17 protein-coding genes and 1 riboswitch are annotated in these 19,443 nt (G+C 68.1%); of the genes, 12 read left to right on the top strand and 5 right to left on the bottom strand.

Features of this window, described 5'->3' with window-relative positions:
* Positions 1-80: 80 nt before the first annotated feature.
* Entirely contained in the window at positions 81-1,019 is a 939-nt protein-coding gene (locus ACIBG5_RS01155) for an NAD-dependent epimerase/dehydratase family protein (RefSeq protein ID WP_396389407.1), read from the top strand.
* Between the two features lie 292 nt (positions 1,020-1,311).
* Here ACIBG5_RS01155 and ACIBG5_RS01150 read toward each other — a convergent pair whose 3' ends face one another.
* Genes ACIBG5_RS01150 through ACIBG5_RS01140 form a run of 3 tightly spaced genes read right to left on the bottom strand, consistent with a single transcriptional unit; the run spans position 1,312 to position 4,188 of the window.
* Positions 1,312-1,812, bottom strand: coding sequence for a DUF3830 family protein (locus tag ACIBG5_RS01150; RefSeq protein WP_396389406.1), 501 nt, complete (start codon positions 1,810-1,812; stop codon positions 1,312-1,314).
* Positions 1,809-3,191: an amidase gene (locus ACIBG5_RS01145; RefSeq protein WP_396389405.1), complete on the bottom strand. Its 1,383-nt coding sequence runs from the start codon at positions 3,189-3,191 to the stop codon at positions 1,809-1,811. Before ACIBG5_RS01145 ends, ACIBG5_RS01150 begins: the two co-directional genes overlap by 4 nt.
* A gap of 25 nt (positions 3,192-3,216) precedes the next feature.
* Positions 3,217-4,188: a D-2-hydroxyacid dehydrogenase gene (locus ACIBG5_RS01140; protein ID WP_396389404.1), complete on the bottom strand. Its 972-nt coding sequence runs from the start codon at positions 4,186-4,188 to the stop codon at positions 3,217-3,219.
* 65 nt (positions 4,189-4,253) lie between these two features.
* On the opposite strand from ACIBG5_RS01140, the gene ACIBG5_RS01135 reads away from it, so the two are divergent.
* The 9 genes from ACIBG5_RS01135 (at position 4,254) to ACIBG5_RS01095 (ending at position 15,422) form a co-directional block, all read left to right on the top strand.
* A complete protein-coding gene (locus ACIBG5_RS01135; protein WP_396389403.1) occupies positions 4,254-5,006 on the top strand; it encodes an Asp/Glu racemase in 753 nt (250 codons plus the stop codon).
* 174 nt (positions 5,007-5,180) lie between these two features.
* Positions 5,181-6,371: a M24 family metallopeptidase gene (locus tag ACIBG5_RS01130; RefSeq protein ID WP_396389402.1), complete on the top strand. Its 1,191-nt coding sequence runs from the start codon at positions 5,181-5,183 to the stop codon at positions 6,369-6,371.
* Positions 6,372-6,392: 21 nt separating this feature from the next.
* Complete coding sequence (locus ACIBG5_RS01125) at positions 6,393-7,598, top strand: PLP-dependent aminotransferase family protein (RefSeq protein ID WP_396389401.1); 1,206 nt, start codon at positions 6,393-6,395, stop codon at positions 7,596-7,598.
* A 159-nt stretch (positions 7,599-7,757) separates the two neighbouring features.
* Positions 7,758-7,867: riboswitch (guanidine-I (ykkC/yxkD leader) on the top strand.
* Between the two features lie 54 nt (positions 7,868-7,921).
* Positions 7,922-9,469: an amino acid permease gene (locus ACIBG5_RS01120; RefSeq protein WP_396389400.1), complete on the top strand. Its 1,548-nt coding sequence runs from the start codon at positions 7,922-7,924 to the stop codon at positions 9,467-9,469.
* The gene (locus ACIBG5_RS01115; RefSeq protein WP_396389399.1) at positions 9,466-10,086 is read left to right on the top strand and encodes a DUF1989 domain-containing protein; all 621 of its coding nucleotides are present in this window, start codon (positions 9,466-9,468) and stop codon (positions 10,084-10,086) included. Before ACIBG5_RS01120 ends, ACIBG5_RS01115 begins: the two co-directional genes overlap by 4 nt.
* Positions 10,083-10,679, top strand: coding sequence for an urea amidolyase associated protein UAAP2 (locus tag ACIBG5_RS01110; protein WP_396389398.1), 597 nt, complete (start codon positions 10,083-10,085; stop codon positions 10,677-10,679). The genes ACIBG5_RS01115 and ACIBG5_RS01110 overlap by 4 nt, the downstream gene beginning before the upstream one ends.
* A 2-nt stretch (positions 10,680-10,681) precedes the next feature.
* Positions 10,682-12,625, top strand: coding sequence for a 5-oxoprolinase/urea amidolyase family protein (locus tag ACIBG5_RS01105; RefSeq protein ID WP_396389397.1), 1,944 nt, complete (start codon positions 10,682-10,684; stop codon positions 12,623-12,625).
* A complete protein-coding gene (atzF, locus tag ACIBG5_RS01100) occupies positions 12,622-14,223 on the top strand; it encodes an allophanate hydrolase (RefSeq protein WP_396389396.1) in 1,602 nt (533 codons plus the stop codon). Before ACIBG5_RS01105 ends, atzF begins: the two co-directional genes overlap by 4 nt.
* An 11-nt stretch (positions 14,224-14,234) precedes the next feature.
* Positions 14,235-15,422 (top strand): M20 family metallopeptidase, encoded by a 1,188-nt coding sequence (locus tag ACIBG5_RS01095; protein WP_396389395.1) that lies wholly within the window; start codon positions 14,235-14,237, stop codon positions 15,420-15,422.
* A 52-nt stretch (positions 15,423-15,474) separates the two neighbouring features.
* Here ACIBG5_RS01095 and ACIBG5_RS01090 read toward each other — a convergent pair whose 3' ends face one another.
* Positions 15,475-16,725, bottom strand: a complete 1,251-nt coding sequence (locus ACIBG5_RS01090; RefSeq protein ID WP_396389394.1) for an FAD-dependent monooxygenase — start codon at positions 16,723-16,725, stop codon at positions 15,475-15,477.
* A 78-nt stretch (positions 16,726-16,803) separates the two neighbouring features.
* Between ACIBG5_RS01090 and ACIBG5_RS01085 the strand changes: the two genes are divergently transcribed.
* Entirely contained in the window at positions 16,804-17,367 is a 564-nt protein-coding gene (locus tag ACIBG5_RS01085; RefSeq protein WP_396389393.1) for a TetR/AcrR family transcriptional regulator, read from the top strand.
* Positions 17,368-17,432: 65 nt separating this feature from the next.
* On the opposite strand, the gene ACIBG5_RS01080 is transcribed toward ACIBG5_RS01085, so the two are convergent.
* Positions 17,433-18,005 (bottom strand): CGNR zinc finger domain-containing protein, encoded by a 573-nt coding sequence (locus ACIBG5_RS01080; RefSeq protein WP_396389392.1) that lies wholly within the window; start codon positions 18,003-18,005, stop codon positions 17,433-17,435.
* 103 nt (positions 18,006-18,108) lie between these two features.
* Between ACIBG5_RS01080 and ACIBG5_RS01075 the strand changes: the two genes are divergently transcribed.
* The gene (locus tag ACIBG5_RS01075) at positions 18,109-19,281 is read left to right on the top strand and encodes an epoxide hydrolase family protein (protein WP_396389391.1); all 1,173 of its coding nucleotides are present in this window, start codon (positions 18,109-18,111) and stop codon (positions 19,279-19,281) included.
* The last annotated feature ends 162 nt before the right edge of the window (positions 19,282-19,443 follow it).

Here is a 19,443-nt window from a genome sequence, read left to right as displayed (position 1 = left end):
GCGTGTGACGTGGATCACGTCACAACGCGCCGCCGGCGCGTGTCCTCCGGGTCGTAACAACAGACGACGGAGGAATGACAATGAAGGTATTGGTGGCAGGCGCGACCGGCGGACTGGGCCGGTCGCTGGTCCCGCAACTGGTGGCGGCCGGTCACGAGGTGGTCGGCATGATCCGGTCGGAGTCGAAGGCGGCTTCGATCAAGGCACTCGGCGCGAACGTGGTCCTGGCTGATGGTCTGGACGCGGCCGCGGTGAAGGCCGCGGTGGACACGGTCCGCCCGGAGGTCGTCGTCCATCAGATGACGGCGCTGAAAAGCGGGATCAACTTCAAGAAGTTCGACCAGAGCTTCGCGATGACGAACCGGCTGCGCATCGAGGGCACCGACAACCTGCTCTCCGCATCCCAGGCTGCCGGCGTACGACGGTTCGTCGTCCAGTCGTACGCCGGCTGGAATTTGCAACAGGGTGGATCCGCGACGAAGACGGAGGCGGACCCGCTCAACCCGAACCCGGTGGCCGCACAGCGGCAGACGATGGCCGGGATCAAGCACCTCGAGTCGGTGGTCACCAACGCCGACGGGATCGAGGGCATCGCCTTGCGGTACGGGGCGTTCTACGGTCCGACCGGTGACATCGGCAAGGGTGGATCGATGGTCGAGATGATCCGCAAGCGCCAGCTGCCACTGATCGGCGACGGCGCCGGCGTGTGGTCGTTCATCCACTACGACGACGCGGCCGACGCCACCGTGAAGGCGGTCGAGAGCGATGCGACCGGCATCTACCAGATCGCCGACGACGACCCGGCGCAGGCGGCGGTGTGGCTGCCGGAGTTCGCCCGCATCCTTGGGGTGAAGGGCCCGCGTCACGTCCCCGTCTGGCTGGGCCGCCTGGCCGCGGGCGAGGTCGGCGTGGCCGCCTTCACCACGATGCGCGGTGCCGACAACTCGCTGGCAAAGGCGACGTTCGACTGGCAGCCCGGCTACGCCTCCTGGCGCGAAGGCTTCCGCAAGGGCCTCTGACGCACGACACAAAGGCACCCCGGCACCCGACCGCCGGGGTGCTGTGCTGTCGAGTGCTGCGCTGCGCGCACGCCTTCACCCGGGTGCTATGCCACCGGGGTGCCGTGCTGCGGGCGTGTTGTGCCGCCGGGGTGCTGTGCCGCGTGCGTGTTGCGCTGCGCGGATGCCGTCAGCCGGGTGCTGTGGTGCCCGGGTGCTGGGCTGTCGGGTGCTTCGCTGCGCGCATGCCTTCAGCCAGGTGCTGGTGCCCGGGTGCGGGTACTGGGCGGATGCCTTCGGGCGGGGGGTGCTTTTAGTCGCGGGGGTTGAAGCTCAGGGTCTCGCCGCGGGCGCCGCCCATCCAGAGGTCCTGGCAAGCCGCGGCAAAGCCGTCCAGATTGTCGACAATCGCACCGAACACATTGCCCGGCACCCAGCCCTGATCGCCGTTGATCAGCAGATTGTTCCGCCCGTAGAACACAGCCAGGTCGACAATCGCCCCCGTCGTACCTGTCCCCGTCGTGTTCTCGTACCCATACGCCGGATTGCCCAGATCATCGGAGTCGAACGAGAACCAGCACAAGTCGCCCGGGATCGGCGTGACAGTCGTGTTCTCCTTGCCCGGATCAGCCGGCGCGAACCCAGGCAGCAGCGTGTAGATCTCGTTCCGCGCGTACTTCCCGTGGAACACCGGCGCCGACAGAGGCAGCGCAGCCCACACCGCCTTGCACGTCCGCGGCGCGACGTCCTCGAGCAGCTGCGCAACACAGCTCACGCCGCGCTTGTCCAGGCTGACGGTGACGTACTTGCTCATCGTGCCTCCAAGGTGGGATTGCGCCGGTGCCATTCAGTGGCGGCCTCGTACGCCCGTCCGACCCGCAACGTGAGCGCGTCCGCGTGCCGAGCGCCGACAATCTGCAATCCGACAGGCAAGCAGGCCTTCGTGAACCCACACGGAACGCTGAGCGCAGGCTGCTGCGTGAGGTTGAACGGATAGGTGTACGGCGTCCAACTCGTCCAGTCCGGCGACTCCGAGCCATCCGGCACGTCCTGACCGACCGGGAACGCCGTGATCGGCAGCGTCGGCGTGAGGAGTACGTCGTACTTGCGATGGAACCGCCCCATCAGCAACCCGAGCTCCATCCGCGTGGTGGTCGCGTCGAGGAAGTCCGACGCCGAGTACGCCGAGCCGAGCGCTGCGACTCGACGTAGTCCGGGATCGACGCGATCGTCGACCGTGTATGCCTCGAGCACCTTGGCCGCGCCGGACCACCAGAGCACGTTGAACGCGTCGATCGGGTCAGTGAACCCGGGATCGATCTCGGTCACCTCGGCACCGGCCGCCGCGAGGACGCCGACCGCCGTCCGGACCAACTCCTCGACCTCGGGATCATTGTCGACAAAGCCAAGATCGGACGAGAAGGCAATCCTCAAGCCGGCCACGCCGTCATCGATCCCGTCCAGGAACGAGGTGGCCGGCGTCGGCATCGAGGACCAGTCGCGGGCATCGAATCCAGTGATGATGTCGAGCAGCGCCGCTGCATCCCCGACCGTCCGCGTCATCGGCCCCGCGTGCGACAGGGTCCCGAACGCACTCGGCGGATACAACGGGATCAGCCCGTACGTCGGCTTGAGTGCGACCGTGCCCGTGAACGCGGCCGGGATCCGGACCGACCCACCGCCGTCGGTACCAACCGACCACGCACCCATCCCGAGCGCGACCGCGGTCGCCGAACCGCCGCTCGATCCTCCGGACGTCTTGGACGGATCCCACGGATTGCCAGTCGCGCCGTACTTGTGGGAGTCGGTGACACCCTTCCACGAGTACTCGGGGGTCGTAGTTTTGCCGACAATCACCGCGCCGGTCTCGCGCAGCCGAGCGACGGCCGGGGCGTCCTCGTTCCACGGACCGGCCTCGTCGATCATCGTGCTGCCGCGCAGCGTCGGCCAACCCTTGGTCCACAGGGCGTCCTTGATCGATGTCGGTACCCCATCGCCGGGGCCCAGTGGCTCCCCGGAATGCCACCGGGCCTCCGACTCCTTCGCGGCAGCGAGCGCGCCTTCGGCGTCCACGAGCACGAAAGCGTTCACCTGCTCGTCGTACCGCTCGATCGCATCCAACGCTGCCCGTGTCGCCTCGACCGGCGACACCGCCCCGGACCGGTACCCCGCAACCAGCTCGCCTACCTCCACACCAGCACTCTCCTGTCGGTCTGCGTCATCGGTTGCTCGTGGGGATGTAGCCGAGCTTCTTGTCCACCACGTTGAGCAGCGGTTCTCCGGCCAGCCATCGGCGGACGTTCGTCGCGAACTGCCCGGCCAAGGTGTTGCGCCAGCCGATCACGTCGCCCGACATGTGCGCGGTGATCGTCACGTTGGGTGCATCCCACAACGGATGGTCTGGCGGGAGGGGTTCACGGTCGAACACGTCCAGCGTCGCGGCGATCTCTTCCCGCTCGAGCAAGGCTCGTTCGTCGACAATCGGACCGCGAGCAACGTTGATGAGATGTGCACCCGGTCGCATCGCCGACAACACTGTGCCGTCGACCAGCCCTCGCGTCGCCGCCGTCAGCGGCGCCGCCAGGACGAGGTGGTCCGCCCAGGCCACCTCGTCCGCGAGGTTGCTGCTGGCAACAACCTCGCCGAAGTCCGGGTCGTCGGTGCGAGCGACCCTCCCAACACCGCGCACCTGTAACCCGGCCGCCCGCAGCAGGCGGGCAGTCTCTCGTCCGATCGCCCCGGTGCCGACAATCAGCGCGGTTGCACCGAGGATGCTCCGGGTCTCCCGATGCCGCCACTCATGCCCGCGCTGGAGGTCGAGACTGCGCCGACTGTCCTTGGCATGAGCGATCACCGCGCCGAGCACGTACTCCGCGATCGGCCGGTCGAACACCCCATGCGCGTTGGTGACGACCACATCGGAATCGCGAAGTTCGTCGAACAGCAGAGTGTCGACACCCGCCGCGGTCACATGGATCCATTCCAGCGTGCCGGCGTCGGCCCAGACGTCACGGACCGCGGTCGAGAAGAAGTCCCAAAGCATCAACGCGCGGGCACCGCGGACCGCCTCCGGCAGACCATCCGCGGCGCAGTACCGGAAGTCGACCGCGAGGCCCTCCAGCCCGGGTGGCCGGTCGGTCGCCCGCTCACAGAGCACCGCGACGACGGGACGCTCAGAGGTGGCTGGCACGCATCGAGGCTAGAAACCCGTCCGTAGGATTGTCAACAATCCTCGGTGAGCCGCACACTGACCGCATGACCCTGCGGCCTCCCACGCACCCGCTGCCGGCGCCGGTGCCCAAGCTGCTCCAGACCGGCATCGGCGTCGTCGCGCCGTACGACTTCGCGCTCGACCGCGAACTGTGGCGCTGGGTCCCCGACGACGTCACACTGCACTTCACCCGGACGCCGTACGCCCCGCTCGCGGCGACGGTCGAGATGGCGCTGCACGTCTCCGATCCGGAACTGATCGCTCAGACCGCGGTCAACGTCCTGCCTGTCGCACCGCTGGCCGTCGCGTACGCCTGCACGTTCGGAAGCTTCGTCGGCGGTCTCGCCGGTGAAGCCGCGCTCGTCGACGCGATGGTCGCGGCCGGCGCCCCGGCCGCAGTCACGACGAGCGGGGCGTTGCTGATGGCGCTGCGGCACCTCGGGATCAGCCGGGTCGCGACGGTCACGCCGTACACGAACGACCTGACCGAAGGCCTGACCGCGTTCCTCGCCGAAGCCGATATCGAGGTGGTCGGGACTGCCGGCCTGGGCTTGATCGCCCAGATCTGGGCGGTGCCGTACGAGACCACCGTCGAACTCGTCCGCAGCGTGGACAACCCGGCCGCTGAGGCGGTCTTCATCAGTTGCACGAACCTCCCGACCTACGACATCATCGCCGGCCTCGAAGCCACCCTCGGCAAACCGGTCCTCACCGCCAACCAGGTCACCATGTGGTCCGCCCTCGACCTGGCCCGCCACCAAGCCCAAGGCCCCGGCCAACGCCTCCTCCTCCCCTGACCAAGCTCACCTGACCAAGCACCCCAACCACACACGACCACGCTCACCGACCACCCACCACCGACCACACCCCACCGCAGACCACCACGCTCACTGGCCGCGCGCTGTGGCCGGCCTTCTTTCTGCGACTGATCTGACGCTAGGATTGTCGACAATCTGCAACCGGGTGAGGTGATGAGTGTGCCGGACCTGCGGGAGCAGGCGGTCGAGCCGGACGAGTACGCCGGCCGGCTCCGCCGGGTTCGCGCCGCCTTGGCCGACCGTGGTTTCGGCGCACTGGTGGTGAGCGATCCGGCGAACCTCTTCTACCTGACCGGGTACGACGCCTGGTCGTTCTACACCCCGCAATGCCTGGTCGTCCCGGCCGACGGGGAACCACATCTGTTCGCCCGCGCGATGGACGCGGCCGGGGCGTCGTACACCTGCAATCTGCGCGACGAGCAGATCCACGGCTACCCCGAGGAGCTCGTTCACCGGTCCGACGTGCATCCGTTCGACTGGATCGCCGGGATGGCCCGCGACCTGATCCCGGCCGGCGCGGACGTCGGAGTCGAGGCCGACGCGCACTTCTTCTCGGCCCGCGGCTACCTCGCCCTCGGCAACGGCCTGCCCGGCCACCGACTGGTCGACTCGGCCGAACTCGTGAACTGGATCCGCCTGGTCAAGTCACCGCACGAACTCCGCCAACTCAGAATCGCCGGCTCGATCGCCGAGAACGCGATGCGCATCGCCCTCGACGAACTCCAGCCGGGTAAGCGGCAATGCGATCTGGTCGCCGAGATCCTCGCCGCGCAGGCGACCGGCACCCCCGAGCACGGCGGCGACTACCCCGCCATCGTGCCGATGCTTCCGACCGGCAACGCCGCCGGTACGCCGCATCTGACCTGGACCGACCGCCCGTTCGTGTCCGGCGAGGCGACCACGATCGAACTCGCTGGGGTGTTCGGGCGCTACCACGCTCCCCTGGCCCGCACCGTGATGCTCGGCGATCCACCACAGCGACTGCGCGAGACCGCCAAGATCGTCGCCGACGGTATGCGCGCCACGTTGTCGACAATCCGCGCAGGCGTGACAGGAAGCGTCGTCCACGCGGCGTTCAACGACGTGATCGCCGCGCACGGGCTGGTGAAGGACTCGCGGATCGGGTACTCGATCGGCATCGGGTACCCGCCCGACTGGGGTGAGCGCACCGTCAGCCTGCGTCCCGGCGAGACCACGGTTCTGACTGCCGGCATGGCCTTCCACGTGATCCTCGGGATGTGGATGGACGGCTGGGGCTACGAACTGTCCGAACCCGTCGTGGTCACCGGAGACGGCGTCGAACGCCTGACCGGTCTCCCCCACGAACTCACGATCAGGAGGTAGCCCGTGCAAGGAAGTGATCGCGTGCCAGGAGCCGGAACCACGCAACGTCTCCCGTACGCCGGACGTGTCGCCGGGCTGGTCGGGTCGGTGATCGACTCGAGTACGTCGCTGTTGCACAAGCAGACCCACGACATCGTGAGGTTCGCGATGGGGTCACCGGCCGCGGAAGCCGTACCGTCGACAATCCTCGCCGCGATCGCCGCCGAACAACTGAGCCGCCCCGACGCGTACGACTACGCGGCCACCGAGGGCGACCCGCCGCTGCACAACGCGCTGCTCGACATGCTCCGCGGGACCAGCGACGAAACCACGGCCGACCGGCTCACCATCACGGCCGGCGGGATGCAGGGCCTCGACCTGTTCTGCAAGATCTTCGTCGACCCCGGCGACCTGGTCGTCGTCGAGTCGCCGACGTACACGAACGGCAGCGCCACCGCCCTGTCGTACGGCGCCGAACTGCTGGAGGTCCCGGTCGACGACAACGGCATGATTGTCGACGATCTACCACGCCTACTAGGCGATCGTCGACCCAAGGCGATCTATACGATCCCGACGTTCCAGAACCCGTCCGGCGCGACCCTCTCCCTGGAACGACGCCACCGGCTGCTCGAGTTGGCCAGGAGCTGGGGATCGATGGTGATCGACGACGATCCGTACGGGCTTCTGCGCTTCGCCGGCGACCCACTGCCGACGCTGCGCGAGCTCGGTGCCGGTGATCCGCTCGTGTTCGCCGTACGGACGTTCTCGAAGATCATCGCGCCCGGAGTCCGGGTCGGCTGGGTCGACACCGACCCCGAGCTGCAGCCGCTGCTGATCAACGCGAAGCAGGCAATGGACACCTGCACGAATCTCCCGGCCCAGCGACTTCTCGCCGGCTTCCTGACCGGCGGGCATCTCGAGGAGCACCTGGTCACCCAGCGTCTCGAGTACAAGCGACGCAAGGACGCGATGCATTCGGCCCTGCAGGAATACTTCGGCGACATCGCCCGCTGGACCGATCCCGAGGGCGGCTTCTTCCTCTGGGTCACCCTGGAGAACGGCGTCAACACCGCCGACCTGTTCGAGATCGCGCTCGCCGAAGGTGTCGCCTTCATCCCCGGCCCGGCGTTCTCCCCCACCGGCAGGTTCACCGACGCCCTACGGCTGTGTTTCGCCTCCACCCCACCGGACCGCATCTACGAAGGCGTCGCCCGCCTCCGCCGCGCCGCCGACAAATTGTTGCCCTAGGCAACCCCCGGCGGTCCACCGCGCCGCAGCGCCAGAAGGACGGCCTCTCTGCTCTCTCACCGACTCCGGCCCTGGTGAGAGGATTCCTTTACGCCGCCGTTACACACGAGGACGCCCGCTGAAACCGCAGCGCCCTGAACTGGAACAGACCCGCCTGAGGCGGGGCGCCCCTAGGGTTCCGCTGCCGATGACCGGCAGGCCTGGTCCGAGAGGGGAGGCGGTGCTGTCGCGACGGCACCGCTCCACGGCGGGACAAAAGCCCGGGAGGCCTTGAAGGCCCCGGGCTGCCGTGCGCATTCCGGGCCGATCCGACGGAGACCGGAATGTCAGCCACTTCTGAAACCGATCTGGGCCGCTTCGGCTACACCCAACAGCTCTCACGCCGGGTCGGCAGCTATGCGTCGTTCGCTGCCGGCTTCTCGTTCGTGTCCATCCTCACCACCGTCTTCCAGCTCTTCGGCCTGGGCTTCGGCTTCGGTGGAACGGCCTTCTTCTGGACCTGGCCCGCGGTGCTGGCCGGTCAGCTCATGGTGGCGTTGTGCTTCGCCGAGCTCGCCGCCCGCTACCCGTTGTCCGGAGCGATCTACCAGTGGTCCCGGCGGCTCGGCGGCTCGGTCGTCGGCTGGTTCGCCGGCTGGGCGATGGTGATCGCGCAGATCATCACGCTGGCCACCGCGGCCATCGCGCTTCAGGTCGTCCTGCCCGCGGTCTGGTCCGGCTTCCAGCTGGTCGGGACCGATTCCGCGCTGTCCTCGAAGGACGGCGCGACGAACGCCGTCGTCCTCGGCTGCCTGCTCCTCGCCGCGACCACGCTGCTCAACGCGACCAGCGTCCGGATCACGGCGCTCGTCAACTCGGTCGGGGTGACCTGTGAGCTCGTCGGCGTCGTACTGATCGTTGTTTTGTTGACAAGCCAAGCCGAGCGCGGTCCGTCGGTCGTCCTGCACACGACGAACCTCGACAGCACCACCGGGTACGTCGTGCCGCTGCTGATCTCGACGTTGATGGCGGCATACGTGCTGGTCGGCTTCGACAGCGCGGGCGAACTGTCGGAGGAGACGCACAAGCCGCGCGCGACCACACCGCGGACGATCATCCGCGCCGTCGTCGCCTCCGGGATCGGCGGCGCGTTCCTGATCATCGCCGCGCTGATGGCCGCGCCGTCGCTGACCGACGGCGATCTCGCCACCCAAGGCCTCCCCTACGTCCTGACCAGCAGCCTCGGTACGACGCCGGGCAAGCTGCTGCTCCTTGATGTCGCGCTCGCGGTGTGCGTGTGCACGCTGGCGATCCAGACCGCGGCCGCCCGGATGATCTTCTCGATGGCGCGCGACAACGTCCTGCCTGCGTCGGCTCGGTTGCGTCGGGTGTCGCGTCGTACCGGCACTCCGGTCGCGGCGACGATCGTGCCCGGGGTGCTGGCCGCAGTGTGCCTGCTCGTGAACGTGGGCAACACGGGACTGTTCCTCGGCCTCGCGAGCGTCTGCATCATGCTGCTGTACGTCGCCTATCTGATGGTGACCACGCCACTGCTGGTGCGGCGGTTGACGACCGGTGGACTGTCCGCCGGCGTGGACGAGAACGGCCGCCCGTTGTTCTCGCTCGGGCGGTTCGGTCTGATTGTCAACATTCTTGCTGTCGGCTACGGACTCGCGATGGCGATCAACCTCGGCTGGCCGCGCGCCGAGGTGTACGACCCTGCGGGCGAAGGGTGGTACCTGCACTATCTGCCGCTGCTCACCCTCGGGATCGTGGCCGTCGGTGGACTGATCGCGTACCGGGGTCAACGGCGGGCGTACCACGCGTCGATCGGCACCAGTGTCGAAGACACAAGTGTTGACGGCACTGTCGTGGAAGGCGCTGTCGCATGAAACACGAGATTCCCGCCGCCGCGGCATGGTCCGCACCCGTCCGAGCCGGACGCACCATCACCCTGACTGCACTGGCCGACGGTGCGAACGCCTCGACGCTGATCATCGGCGCCGATCGACTGGACCGTCTGAACATCCCAGACACACTGAAGTCGCAGATGTCCGCGCGGATCAGGGCGGGCATGGTCCTCATGTCGGACCGCGGTCTCGCCCTGGCCACCGTCGTCGCCTCCGGATCCGACTGGCACGACTGCCTGATCGGAGCCCCGCCCGACCGGTTGCTGCAGCTCGAGCTGACCAAGCACGGTTTCGGCGCGGCGGACCTGCACGGCTGCGTCCACTTCTTCTCGAAGGTCCGCGTCACCGACGATGCCCGGGCCTCGCTGACCTTCGATCCCGACCAGGCGCGGGCCGGCGACAGCGTCACGCTGCGGGCCGAACAGGACCTGCTCGTGTTCGTCTCGACCGCCGCACATCCGTTATCCAGCACGGAACCCGCGCCGGTCGCCGTACACATCGAGACTGCTGTACAGACCGAGATCGCCGAGCCGGGTGATCCGGAACTCCGAGCGGAAGCGGTGCGCGCACTCGAGTTGACCCGGGAGCTGATCGCATGAGCCTGGACACCGTGGTGGAACCCGGCGACGGCGCACTGCTGACCGTACCGGCGAACGGCCGCCTGCGGATTGTCGACCTGCACGGCAACCAGGCCGTGGACACGTTGTTCTACGACGCCCACGACATCGACAACCGGTACTCCGCCTTCGACACGATCCGCGCGCAACGAGCCGTCTACCTCACGACCGGATCGCATCTGCTCTCGACCAGGGCCGACGAGCTCGCCGTCATCACCGACGACACCTGCGGCCGGCACGACACCGTCGGCGGCGCGTGCTCCCAGGAGAGCAACGTCATCCGGTACGGCGAGCACACCCGTCACCAGCACGCGTGCCGCCAGACCTTCCTCACCTACGGCGCGCAGGCCGGCATCGGCCAGCGGCAGCTCACCCACAACGTCAACTTCTTCATGAATGTCCCGGTCACCTCCGCAGGCGACCTGAGGTTCGACGACGGCCTGTCGGCGCCCGGCCGGTACGTCGAACTGACCGCGAGCCGCGACCTCCTGGTCCTGATCAGCAACTGTCCGCAGGTCAACAATCCGTGCAACGGCTGGAACCCGACACCGGTCCAGTTGCTGGGCTGGTGGTGACGATGGCGGTCATCACCGTGGTCGCCCCAGGAATCCAGACGACCGTTCAGGACCTGGCCGGGCGGCCGGGGCTATGGGACGTCGGCGTCCCCCCGTCAGGAGCGGCCGACGAACTCAGCTTCGCCCTGGTGAACGCCGCGGTCGGCAACCCCAGCAGCGCGGCCGGACTCGAGTGTGTGCTCACCGGACCTGTCCTGACCTGCGACGAGGATCGGCTCGTCTGTGTCGGCGGTGCTGTCCACAATGCGACGATCGACGGCTGGCGCGTTCGCCCCGGTCTGGTCGTACAGCTGCCGGCCGGATCCGTGCTCGATCTCGGGCCACTCGACGGACCGGGCACGCGCGGGTATCTGGCGATCGAGGGCGGCTTGGACGTTCCGCTCGTACTCGGCAGCCGCGCGACCTTCGTGCTGGGCGGTTTCGGTGGGCACGAGGGCAGGTCTCTCGCGGCCGGTGACCAACTCCCCCTCGGGCGCCGGGAGAACCTGCTCAGCCCGCAGTCAGTCGAGCCGCCGGCGATGTCGGCCAGCTGGCAGGTCCGGGTCATCCCCGGACCGCACGGCGCGCCGGATCATCTGACCGCCGACGGTGTCGATGCGTTCTTTGCCAGCAATTGGACTGTCGACCATCGGTCCGACCGAACCGGGATCAGACTGACCGGCCCGATGCCGGGCTGGGCCCGGACCGACGGGGGCGAGGCCGGTCTGCACCCGTCCAACGTGCACGACTCCGCCTACCCCGTCGGCGGCATCATGCTGTCCGGCGACACGCCGGTCATCGTCGGCAAGGACGGACCGTCGCTCGGCGGTTTCGTCGTACCGGCCGTAGTGATCGAGGCGGATCGGTGGATGCTCGGGCAGCTACGTGCCGGGGACACCGTTCGGTTGATCCCAGTGACTGTGGAGACGGCAGCCGAGGCGATCGAGGAACGACGGGCGTGGCTGTCGGACCTCCGGCAGGAACCGGCGCCACCCGTCGCGGTCGCCGCCGGTCCCGCGCGGCCCGACGTACTCCACCGGTCCGACGGCACACCGCCGTACACGATCCGCTGTGCGGGCGAACGACATCTGCTGGTCGAGGCCGGGCCGACCGAACTCGACCTCACCGTCCGAGTCTGGATCCACCTCCTGGCTCAAGCCTTGCGAGCCCACCGGCCGGACGGCGTGACGGAGCTGGTCGAAGGTGTGCGATCACTCCTGATCGCGGTGGACTCCGCCCGGCTCGGGTTGGTCGAACTGGCCGAGCAGCTCGCGTTCCTGGCGACCGGCCTGGCGGACCCGGAGACGGTGGTGCTGCCGGCCCGCGAGGTGACGCTGCCGATCGCCTTCGACCACCCGGAGGCCCACGAAGCGATGCGCCGGTATGCGACGTCGGTCCGGCCCGACGCGCCCTGGTGCCCGGACAACGTGGAGTTCATCCGTCGTGTCAACGATCTGCAACACCGCGACGAGGTGTTCGAGATCGTCCGGGCCGCGACGTACCTGGTCGTCGGCCTGGGCGACGTCTACCTCGGTGCGCCGGTCGCCGTACCGATCGATCCCCGGCACCGACTCGTCACCACGAAGTACAACCCGGCCCGGACCTGGACGCCGCAGAACGCGGTCGGGATCGGGGGGATCTACCTGTGTGTGTACGGGATGGAGGGCCCGGGTGGGTACCAGTTGGTCGGGCGGACCGTCCCGGTCTGGCGGCTCGCGCCGGGCGACGAGCAGCCATGGTTGCTGAGACAGTTCGACCTGATCAGATTCACGCCGGTGAGCGCTGAGGAACTCGCCCACGAGCGGGCCGAGATCAAAGCCGGACGGGCGGACCTGCGGGTCGGGCCGGCCACGTTCTCGATCGCCGACGTACGCCGGATCGAGCAGGAGGCACCCGTGGACATCGCGACCGTACGAGCCAAACGACGCGCCGCTTTCGAGGCCGAGCGGGCTCGGTGGGGAGCATGAACGAGTGGATCAGCCGGGTCGACCCCATCCAGCCGGCTCCCGGTCCCTTGCACGGGCTGACGATGGCTCTCAAAGACAACATCGATCTGGAGGGTGTGCCGACCACTGCCGGCGACCCGCGCAACTCACGCTCCGCAGCGCGCAACGCCTTCGTGGTCGATCGGTTGCTCGAGGCGGGCGCCGTCCCGCTTGGGAAGACGAATCTGGACCAGTACGCGACCGGACTGGTCGGCAGCCGATCGCCGTACGGCGCCTGTCACTCAGTCTTCTCCCCTGAGCATGTCTCGGGCGGATCGAGCTCGGGCAGCGCGGTCGCGGTCGCGTCCGGACAGGTCGACTTCGCGCTCGGAACCGACACGGCCGGCAGCGGCCGGGTGCCGGCTGCCTTCAATCGGATTGTCGGCATTAAACCGTCGCGCGGTCTCGTCTCAGCCCGAGGCGTCGTACCCGCCTGCCGGTCGCTCGACTGCGTGACGGTGATGGCCCGTTCGGTCGAGACGGCCCGCCAGGCCTTCGACGTGATGGTCGCCTTCGACCCGGACGATGCGTGGTCGCGGCGGTGGTCGGCGCTTCCGCATCGCCGGCCAGGCCGCCGCGTGGGAAGCGCGCCTGTCATCGGCGTACCCGATGCCGCGCTGGAGCTCGATCCGCTGCACGAGCAGGCGTGGCAGCAGACGCTCGATCAGGCGCATCGTCTCGGCGACGTGGTCAAGGTGGACGTGCAGCCGCTGCTCGCCGCGGCCGACCTGCTGTACTCCGGGCCATGGCTGGCAGAGCGCTGGCTGGCATTCGGGGACAAGCTCGACGATTCACCCGCGGTGGACCCGACCGTGCGGACGATTGTCCGTGGTGGCGCAGCTCTGACGGCCGCCGAGGCGTTCGCGGGCCTTGATCAACTGGCCACGCTGGCCCGTGCGAGCGAACATCTGTGGACCGAGCTCGACGCGCTCCTGCTGCCAGTGACACCCGGGCATCCCACGCTGGCTGAAGTGGCCGCGGATCCCATCGGCGTGAACAGCCGGCTCGGGCGGTTCACGAACATGGTCAACCTGCTCGATCTCTGCGCCGTCGCGTTCCCGGGACCGGATCGGGCGGATGGTCTGCCCTTCGGGATTCAGCTCCTGGCCCCGGCCGGTCACGACCACGAGGTGATCGACCTGGCGGCCGTCTGGTGTGATGAGCCGGTGCCGGAGCGCCCGGATCCGGAGGCCGACGTACTGCTCGCGGTCGCAGGCGCTCACCTGTCCGGCCAGCCACTGAACGATCAGCTGGTACGGCGTGGTGCCCGACTCGCGTTCGCCGCACGGACCACGTCGTCGTACCGGATGTATCTGGTCGACGGACCACGCCCGGGACTGACGCCGACCGTCTCGGTAGCGGACGGCCCGGGGATCGAGGTGGAGGTGTGGAGTCTGCCGGCAGCGGAACTCGGTGGGTTCGTGTCGACAATCGACCCGCCGCTCGCGATCGGGCCAGTGGAACTGTCGGACGGGCGGCGGGTACTCGGGTTTGTGTGCACGGCCGATGCTGCGCACCCGGGGCGCGACATCACGTCGTACGGCGGCTGGCGTGCGTACCTGGACGGGAGGTCCGACTAGGGTTGGTCGGCATGAGCGTGACGCCCGCTGAGCAGGCAGTGCTGGATCGGATCGACGAAGACCTGCTGGTGCGGGTCACCGCGGACCTGGTGCGCGCGACCGGCCAGAACCCGCCGGGTGAGGAGGCCGCGACCGTCGCCGTACTCGCCGCGGCCGGACGGGAGCTCGGGCTCGATGTGGTGACCTCGCCCGTCGAGCCAGGGCGGGACAACGTCGGCATCACGTTTGCCGGGGGCAACGGTCCCGGTGTGTTGCTGCTCGGGCACACGGACGTCGTACCGATCGGCGACGGCTGGACGACGGATCCGTTCGGCGGCGGGGTGCGGGATGGCCGGATCTACGGGCGTGGCGCGTCCGACATGAAGGGCGGTCTGGCCGCGGCGCTCGTCGCCCTGGCCGCCTTGCGCGGCACCGACCTGAGGGGTCCGGTCGAGCTCGCGGCCGTGGTCGACGAGGAGGAGACCGGTAAGGGGATACGCGCGTACGTCGCCTCCGCGAGCGGACGGCCCCGATCCTTCGTCGGCTGCATCACTGCAGAACCGACCGATCTGCAGACGATCATCGCGGCCCGCGGCGACTCGTACCTGCGGGTCGCGATCCACGGCCGAGCCTGCCATGCCGGCAACCCGGACGACGGCGCGAACGCGATCTACGGCGCGGCCGCGGTCGTCGCCGAGATCGAACGCCTGCACGCCGAACTCGCCGCCGCACCTCATCCGCTACTCGGCCCCGCAACCTGGAGTGTCGGCCAGATCAACGGCGGCACCGGCGGTTCCATCGTCCCGGCCGAGTGCGTGATCGTCGCCGACCGCCGCCTGCTCCCGGGCGAATCGCCGGCCACTGTCGTCGACGACCTGCGTACCCGGGTCGCGGCATTGGATCTGAAGTCGCGCGGTCTCACCGTCGACCTCGACATGCCGATGGAGATGCCCGCCTTCGAGACCGCTGCCGACGACGCGCTGGTCGTTGCGACCGAGGCCGCCCGACTCGACGCCGGCGGCGCCGCGCTCCCCCTCGCCGGCTGGACGGCGGCTTGCGATGGTGGGTACGTCGCCCGCGACCTCGGCGTACCCGTTGTCGTGCTCGGACCAGGCTCGGTCACCACCGAGGCTCACCGCGCCGACGAGTCGGTCCCCATCGCCGAACTCGTCACCGCGGCCCGCACCTACGCCCTCACCGCTCTCCGCCTCCTCAGCTAGCGATTGTCAACAATCCGACGACTCAGTCGCCGGGCGGGGCGGCGTGCATTCATCACTCCACCCTGCTGCCTCCGGGGTTGCCCCGGCTTCCTGATGCGGTTGAGGCCGGCAGGTAATTGTCGACAGTCATGGAGTTGTACACGCGTGCGCTCTTGGTAGTGAGGCGGAGGAGCGCGCGGCTAGGCCCCGCAGGCAGGGCAGAGATCAATCGGGAACCCTGGGCCAGTCCCGAGACGCCGAGATGCGATGTGGGGATCAGAGTCTTCGCCGCGCTCAGCCCAACCGCGCGGCTGCCGCGCACATGCTCCGCCATGGCGCGTTCATAGGCAGGAAAGGCGCGCTGGTGGTCGCCGCCGGCCCGCGCCAACTCACCGGCGAGGACGTACGCGCCGACGACGGCCAAGGTGGTGCTGCCGCCGACGGCCGGGCCGGGGCAGTACCCCGCGTCGCCGACGAGCGTCACCCTCCCCCGCGACCAGGTGTCCATGCGGAGCTGGGTGATCGAGTCGAAGTAGAACGCCGGCGTACGGTCGAGCTCGTCCAGCCACCGGTCCACCTCGGGGTGCATGCCCTCGAACGCCCCGCGCAGCAGGTCCTTCTGGCGGTGTACGTCGCGGTGGTGGTACTCCAGCTCGCCCTCGCTGCGGAACAAGAACAACGCCCGCGCGTCGCCGAGGTGCGGCGCGCCGTACATGCCGACCGTGCGGCCGACGCCGACGTGGATGAGGAGTTCGCGGTCGAGGCCGGCGGTGTTGGGCAGGTTCAGGACCCCGAGATAGGCCCCGATGTACGAGCTGAACTGGGACTCGTCGCCGAAGACGAGGCGGCGCACGTTGGAGTGCAGGCCGTCAGCGCCGACGACGAGGTCGAAGCGGCGTGGGTCGGCGTTCTCGAACCGCACCTCGCCGTCGGGCGAGATCTCGGTGATCGAGTCGCCGAAGAGATACTCGACGTCGTCGCAGGCAGTGTCGTAGTAGATCTCGCTGAGGTCGTCGCGCATCACCTCGACGTGCCGCTCGGAGGCGGCACTGAAGATCTTCGCGAGGTTGACCCGAACGGGACGCCGTACGCCCTCTCGGTAGAGGGTCATCCGGTTCGTGCCGGTGGCCCGCTCCTCGACGCGCGGGAGCACGCCCATCTTCTCCGAGATGTCCATCGCGGGCCGGAACAGGTCGACCGCGTGGCCGCCGGTCTTGCGCAGAGCCGGCGAGCGTTCGACGACGGTGACGGAGAAGCCGTGCCTGGTGAGCCAGTACGCCAGCACCGGACCGGCGACGCTGGCGCCGGAGATGAGAATCCGCATGAGCATGCCTCCCTTACTTAACGGTCGGTAAGCTTAGCATGGTTACTTACCTATCGTTAAGTCAGATAAGCTGACGGCATGCCACGTCCCTCGGACACCAAGCAGCGGATCCAGGAGGTCGCCCGCGAGCTCTTCGCCCAGAAGGGCGTGCAGCGGACCAGCCTGCAGGAGATCGCCGACCGGCTGGCCATCACGAAGCCGGCGCTGTACTACCACTTCTCCTCCCGTGAGGAACTGGTCCGCAGCATCGTGCAGCCGATCATCGACGAGGAAGAAGCCTTCCTGGTGGCTCAGGAGGCGCTGGGTGAGGTCGAGCCGCGCGCCCTGCTGGAGGGGTACTTCGACTTCCACTACCGCAATCGCCGAGAGATCGTGCTGATGCTCAGCGAGCTGACCACACTTGCCGACCTGGGCCTGATTGATCTCGTGCTGGAGTGGCGCGGACGACTGGGGAAGCTGCTGCACGGCCCCAACCCCACGCTGGAGCAGGCCGCCCGCGCCGTCATCGCCTTCGGCGGCATCCAAGACTGCACGATCCAATTCGCCGACGTCCCACGGGACGAGCTCCGCCGCGTGGCCGTAGACGGCGCCCTCGCAGCCCTCGACATCAAGCCGCGACGCAAAGCCGCCCATCGCATTTGAGGGTGCAGGTGGGGCCCGAATCCACCGGTTTCAAGCAAGCTCCGCGCGATGTACCGAGGTGACGATCACTCCGCTGAGCTGGGGCTGCGCCGCTTGGCGTTGAAGCGCGCCTTCTTCTCACGATTACCGCACGTGCCCATGTCACACCATCTGCGGGTGCGACTTTGGCTGGTGTCGAAGAAGGCGGCTTGGCAGGTCGGCGATGCGCACAAGGCCAGTTTTCCGTCTCGTTCGCCTGCGATGATGCTGATTGCGTCGGCGGCGATCACGCTGAGGGCATCTTCCACGCAGGAAGCCGAGCTGAGCCGCCATCGCCGCTTTCCCTCGGGCGTCAGGACAGCCGCGGCCCGACCCTGAGCGCTGCAGTCATTGATGACCTGAACGGCAGCTGCAGGGAGAGCGTCCTGGATCGCGGCCGCTGTCGCGGCGGCGTGAATCGACTCCCTCAGTTCCCGAGCGAGATCGAGCTGGGCACTGGTGCAGGAGTCCACGGCGAGGCCGCTCACTGCCAGCCAGTCGACGAGTCGCTCCGGCGTGGGAATGCGCTCCACAGCGTCGCCCTGACGCTCCGACAGAGTCCCCGTGAAGCTGGTCGCCAGCACGGTGCCGAGGCGAAACTCAGGGAACTCCACACGCATGGAACCACCTTAGCAGGTTGCACTCTGGCAGAAAGGCATGTTAGAACCGTCTTAGCCGGTTCGCGATAGATTGCAGCCGGTTCCGCGATGGCTAGGAGGTCTCATGCCCCGTCCAACCAGCGACGTGCAAGCATTCGAAGCCCACGCAACCGACGCTGATCTCGACGATCTGCGCGCGCGATTGGCGGCTGCGCGGCTACCGGAGGCCGAGACGGTCTATCGCGCCGCGCCCGACCCTCGCCGATGGGATCAGGGCGTTCCTCTCGCCGACCTCGTCGATCTCGTGAACTACTGGCGCACCGGGTACAACTGGCGCTCGTTCGAAGAGCGCCTCGACCGGATCGGCCAGTTCCGCTCGACTATTGATGATCTGGGAATCCATTTCCTGCACCGCCGATCCGCGCGCGCAGATGCCACTCCTCTGATCTTGACGCACGGATGGCCAGGCAGCATTGCCGAATTCGTCGATGTCGTAGACGAGCTGGCAGATCCGAAAGATGCAGACGCGCCGGCGTTCCACGTCGTGGTTCCATCGCTCCCAGGCTTTGGTTACAGCGACAAGCCGGCCATCACCGGGTGGGGAACCGAAAAGATCGCGGCCGCCTGGGTGGAACTGATGGGAAGGCTCGGCTACAGCAAGTTCGCAGCCCACGGCGGCGACTGGGGAGGAAACATCACCACGGTTCTCGCCGGCAGGTTCCCGGAGCACGTTCTCGGCATCCACACAACGTTCGCGGAGGGACCGCCCGGTTTGACAACGGACGGTCTGACGGCGGTCGAGCGCAAGTGGACCGAGGAAACCCACGACTTCTGGCGCCACCGCGCGGCGTACGCGAAGCAGCAGGCGACCCGGCCGCAGACCATCGGCTACTCGCTCGTCGACTCACCGGTCGGGCTTCTTGCCTGGATCCTTGACAAGTTCGCCGAATGGTCAGACACCGAAGACAGCCCGTTCGAGAGGATTTCCAGAGACAGGATTCTTGACGACGTCACGCTGTATTGGCTGACGCGGACCGGCGCATCGTCGGCTCGCATTTACTACGAAAGCCACAACTCACTGGACCCCGAACTTCGGGTCGACGTCCCGACAGCAATCAGTATGTATCCCCGCGACATCGAGAAATATCCGCGCGCCTGGGCGCAGGAGCGGTACCGACAGATCGTCCGATGGAGGTCGCCCGACATCGGGGGACATTTCCCGTCGCTGGAGGTTCCCGAGTATTTCGTCAAAGATCTGCAAGAGGGCCTCGCGGCAGTGCTGGCCGCCAATCGGTGAACGCGGCTGAGTGCCGGCATCCGATCACCGCCTGATCTGGCTCACGGCGTTGCCCGACCACTTCCAGACCGAGTTCATCGAGACGGCGGAACGTGGTCCGGCCGGCGGGGGTGGCGCCGTGGGTGATCTGAGTACGGCGGCGCAGCCGCACGAACGGCGCGA

This window comes from Kribbella sp. NPDC050241 (genome assembly GCF_044459685.1).
Classification (GTDB): domain Bacteria; phylum Actinomycetota; class Actinomycetes; order Propionibacteriales; family Kribbellaceae; genus Kribbella.
Note: the sequence above shows the minus strand (reverse complement) of the source record. Positions and strands in the feature narration are given on the sequence as shown.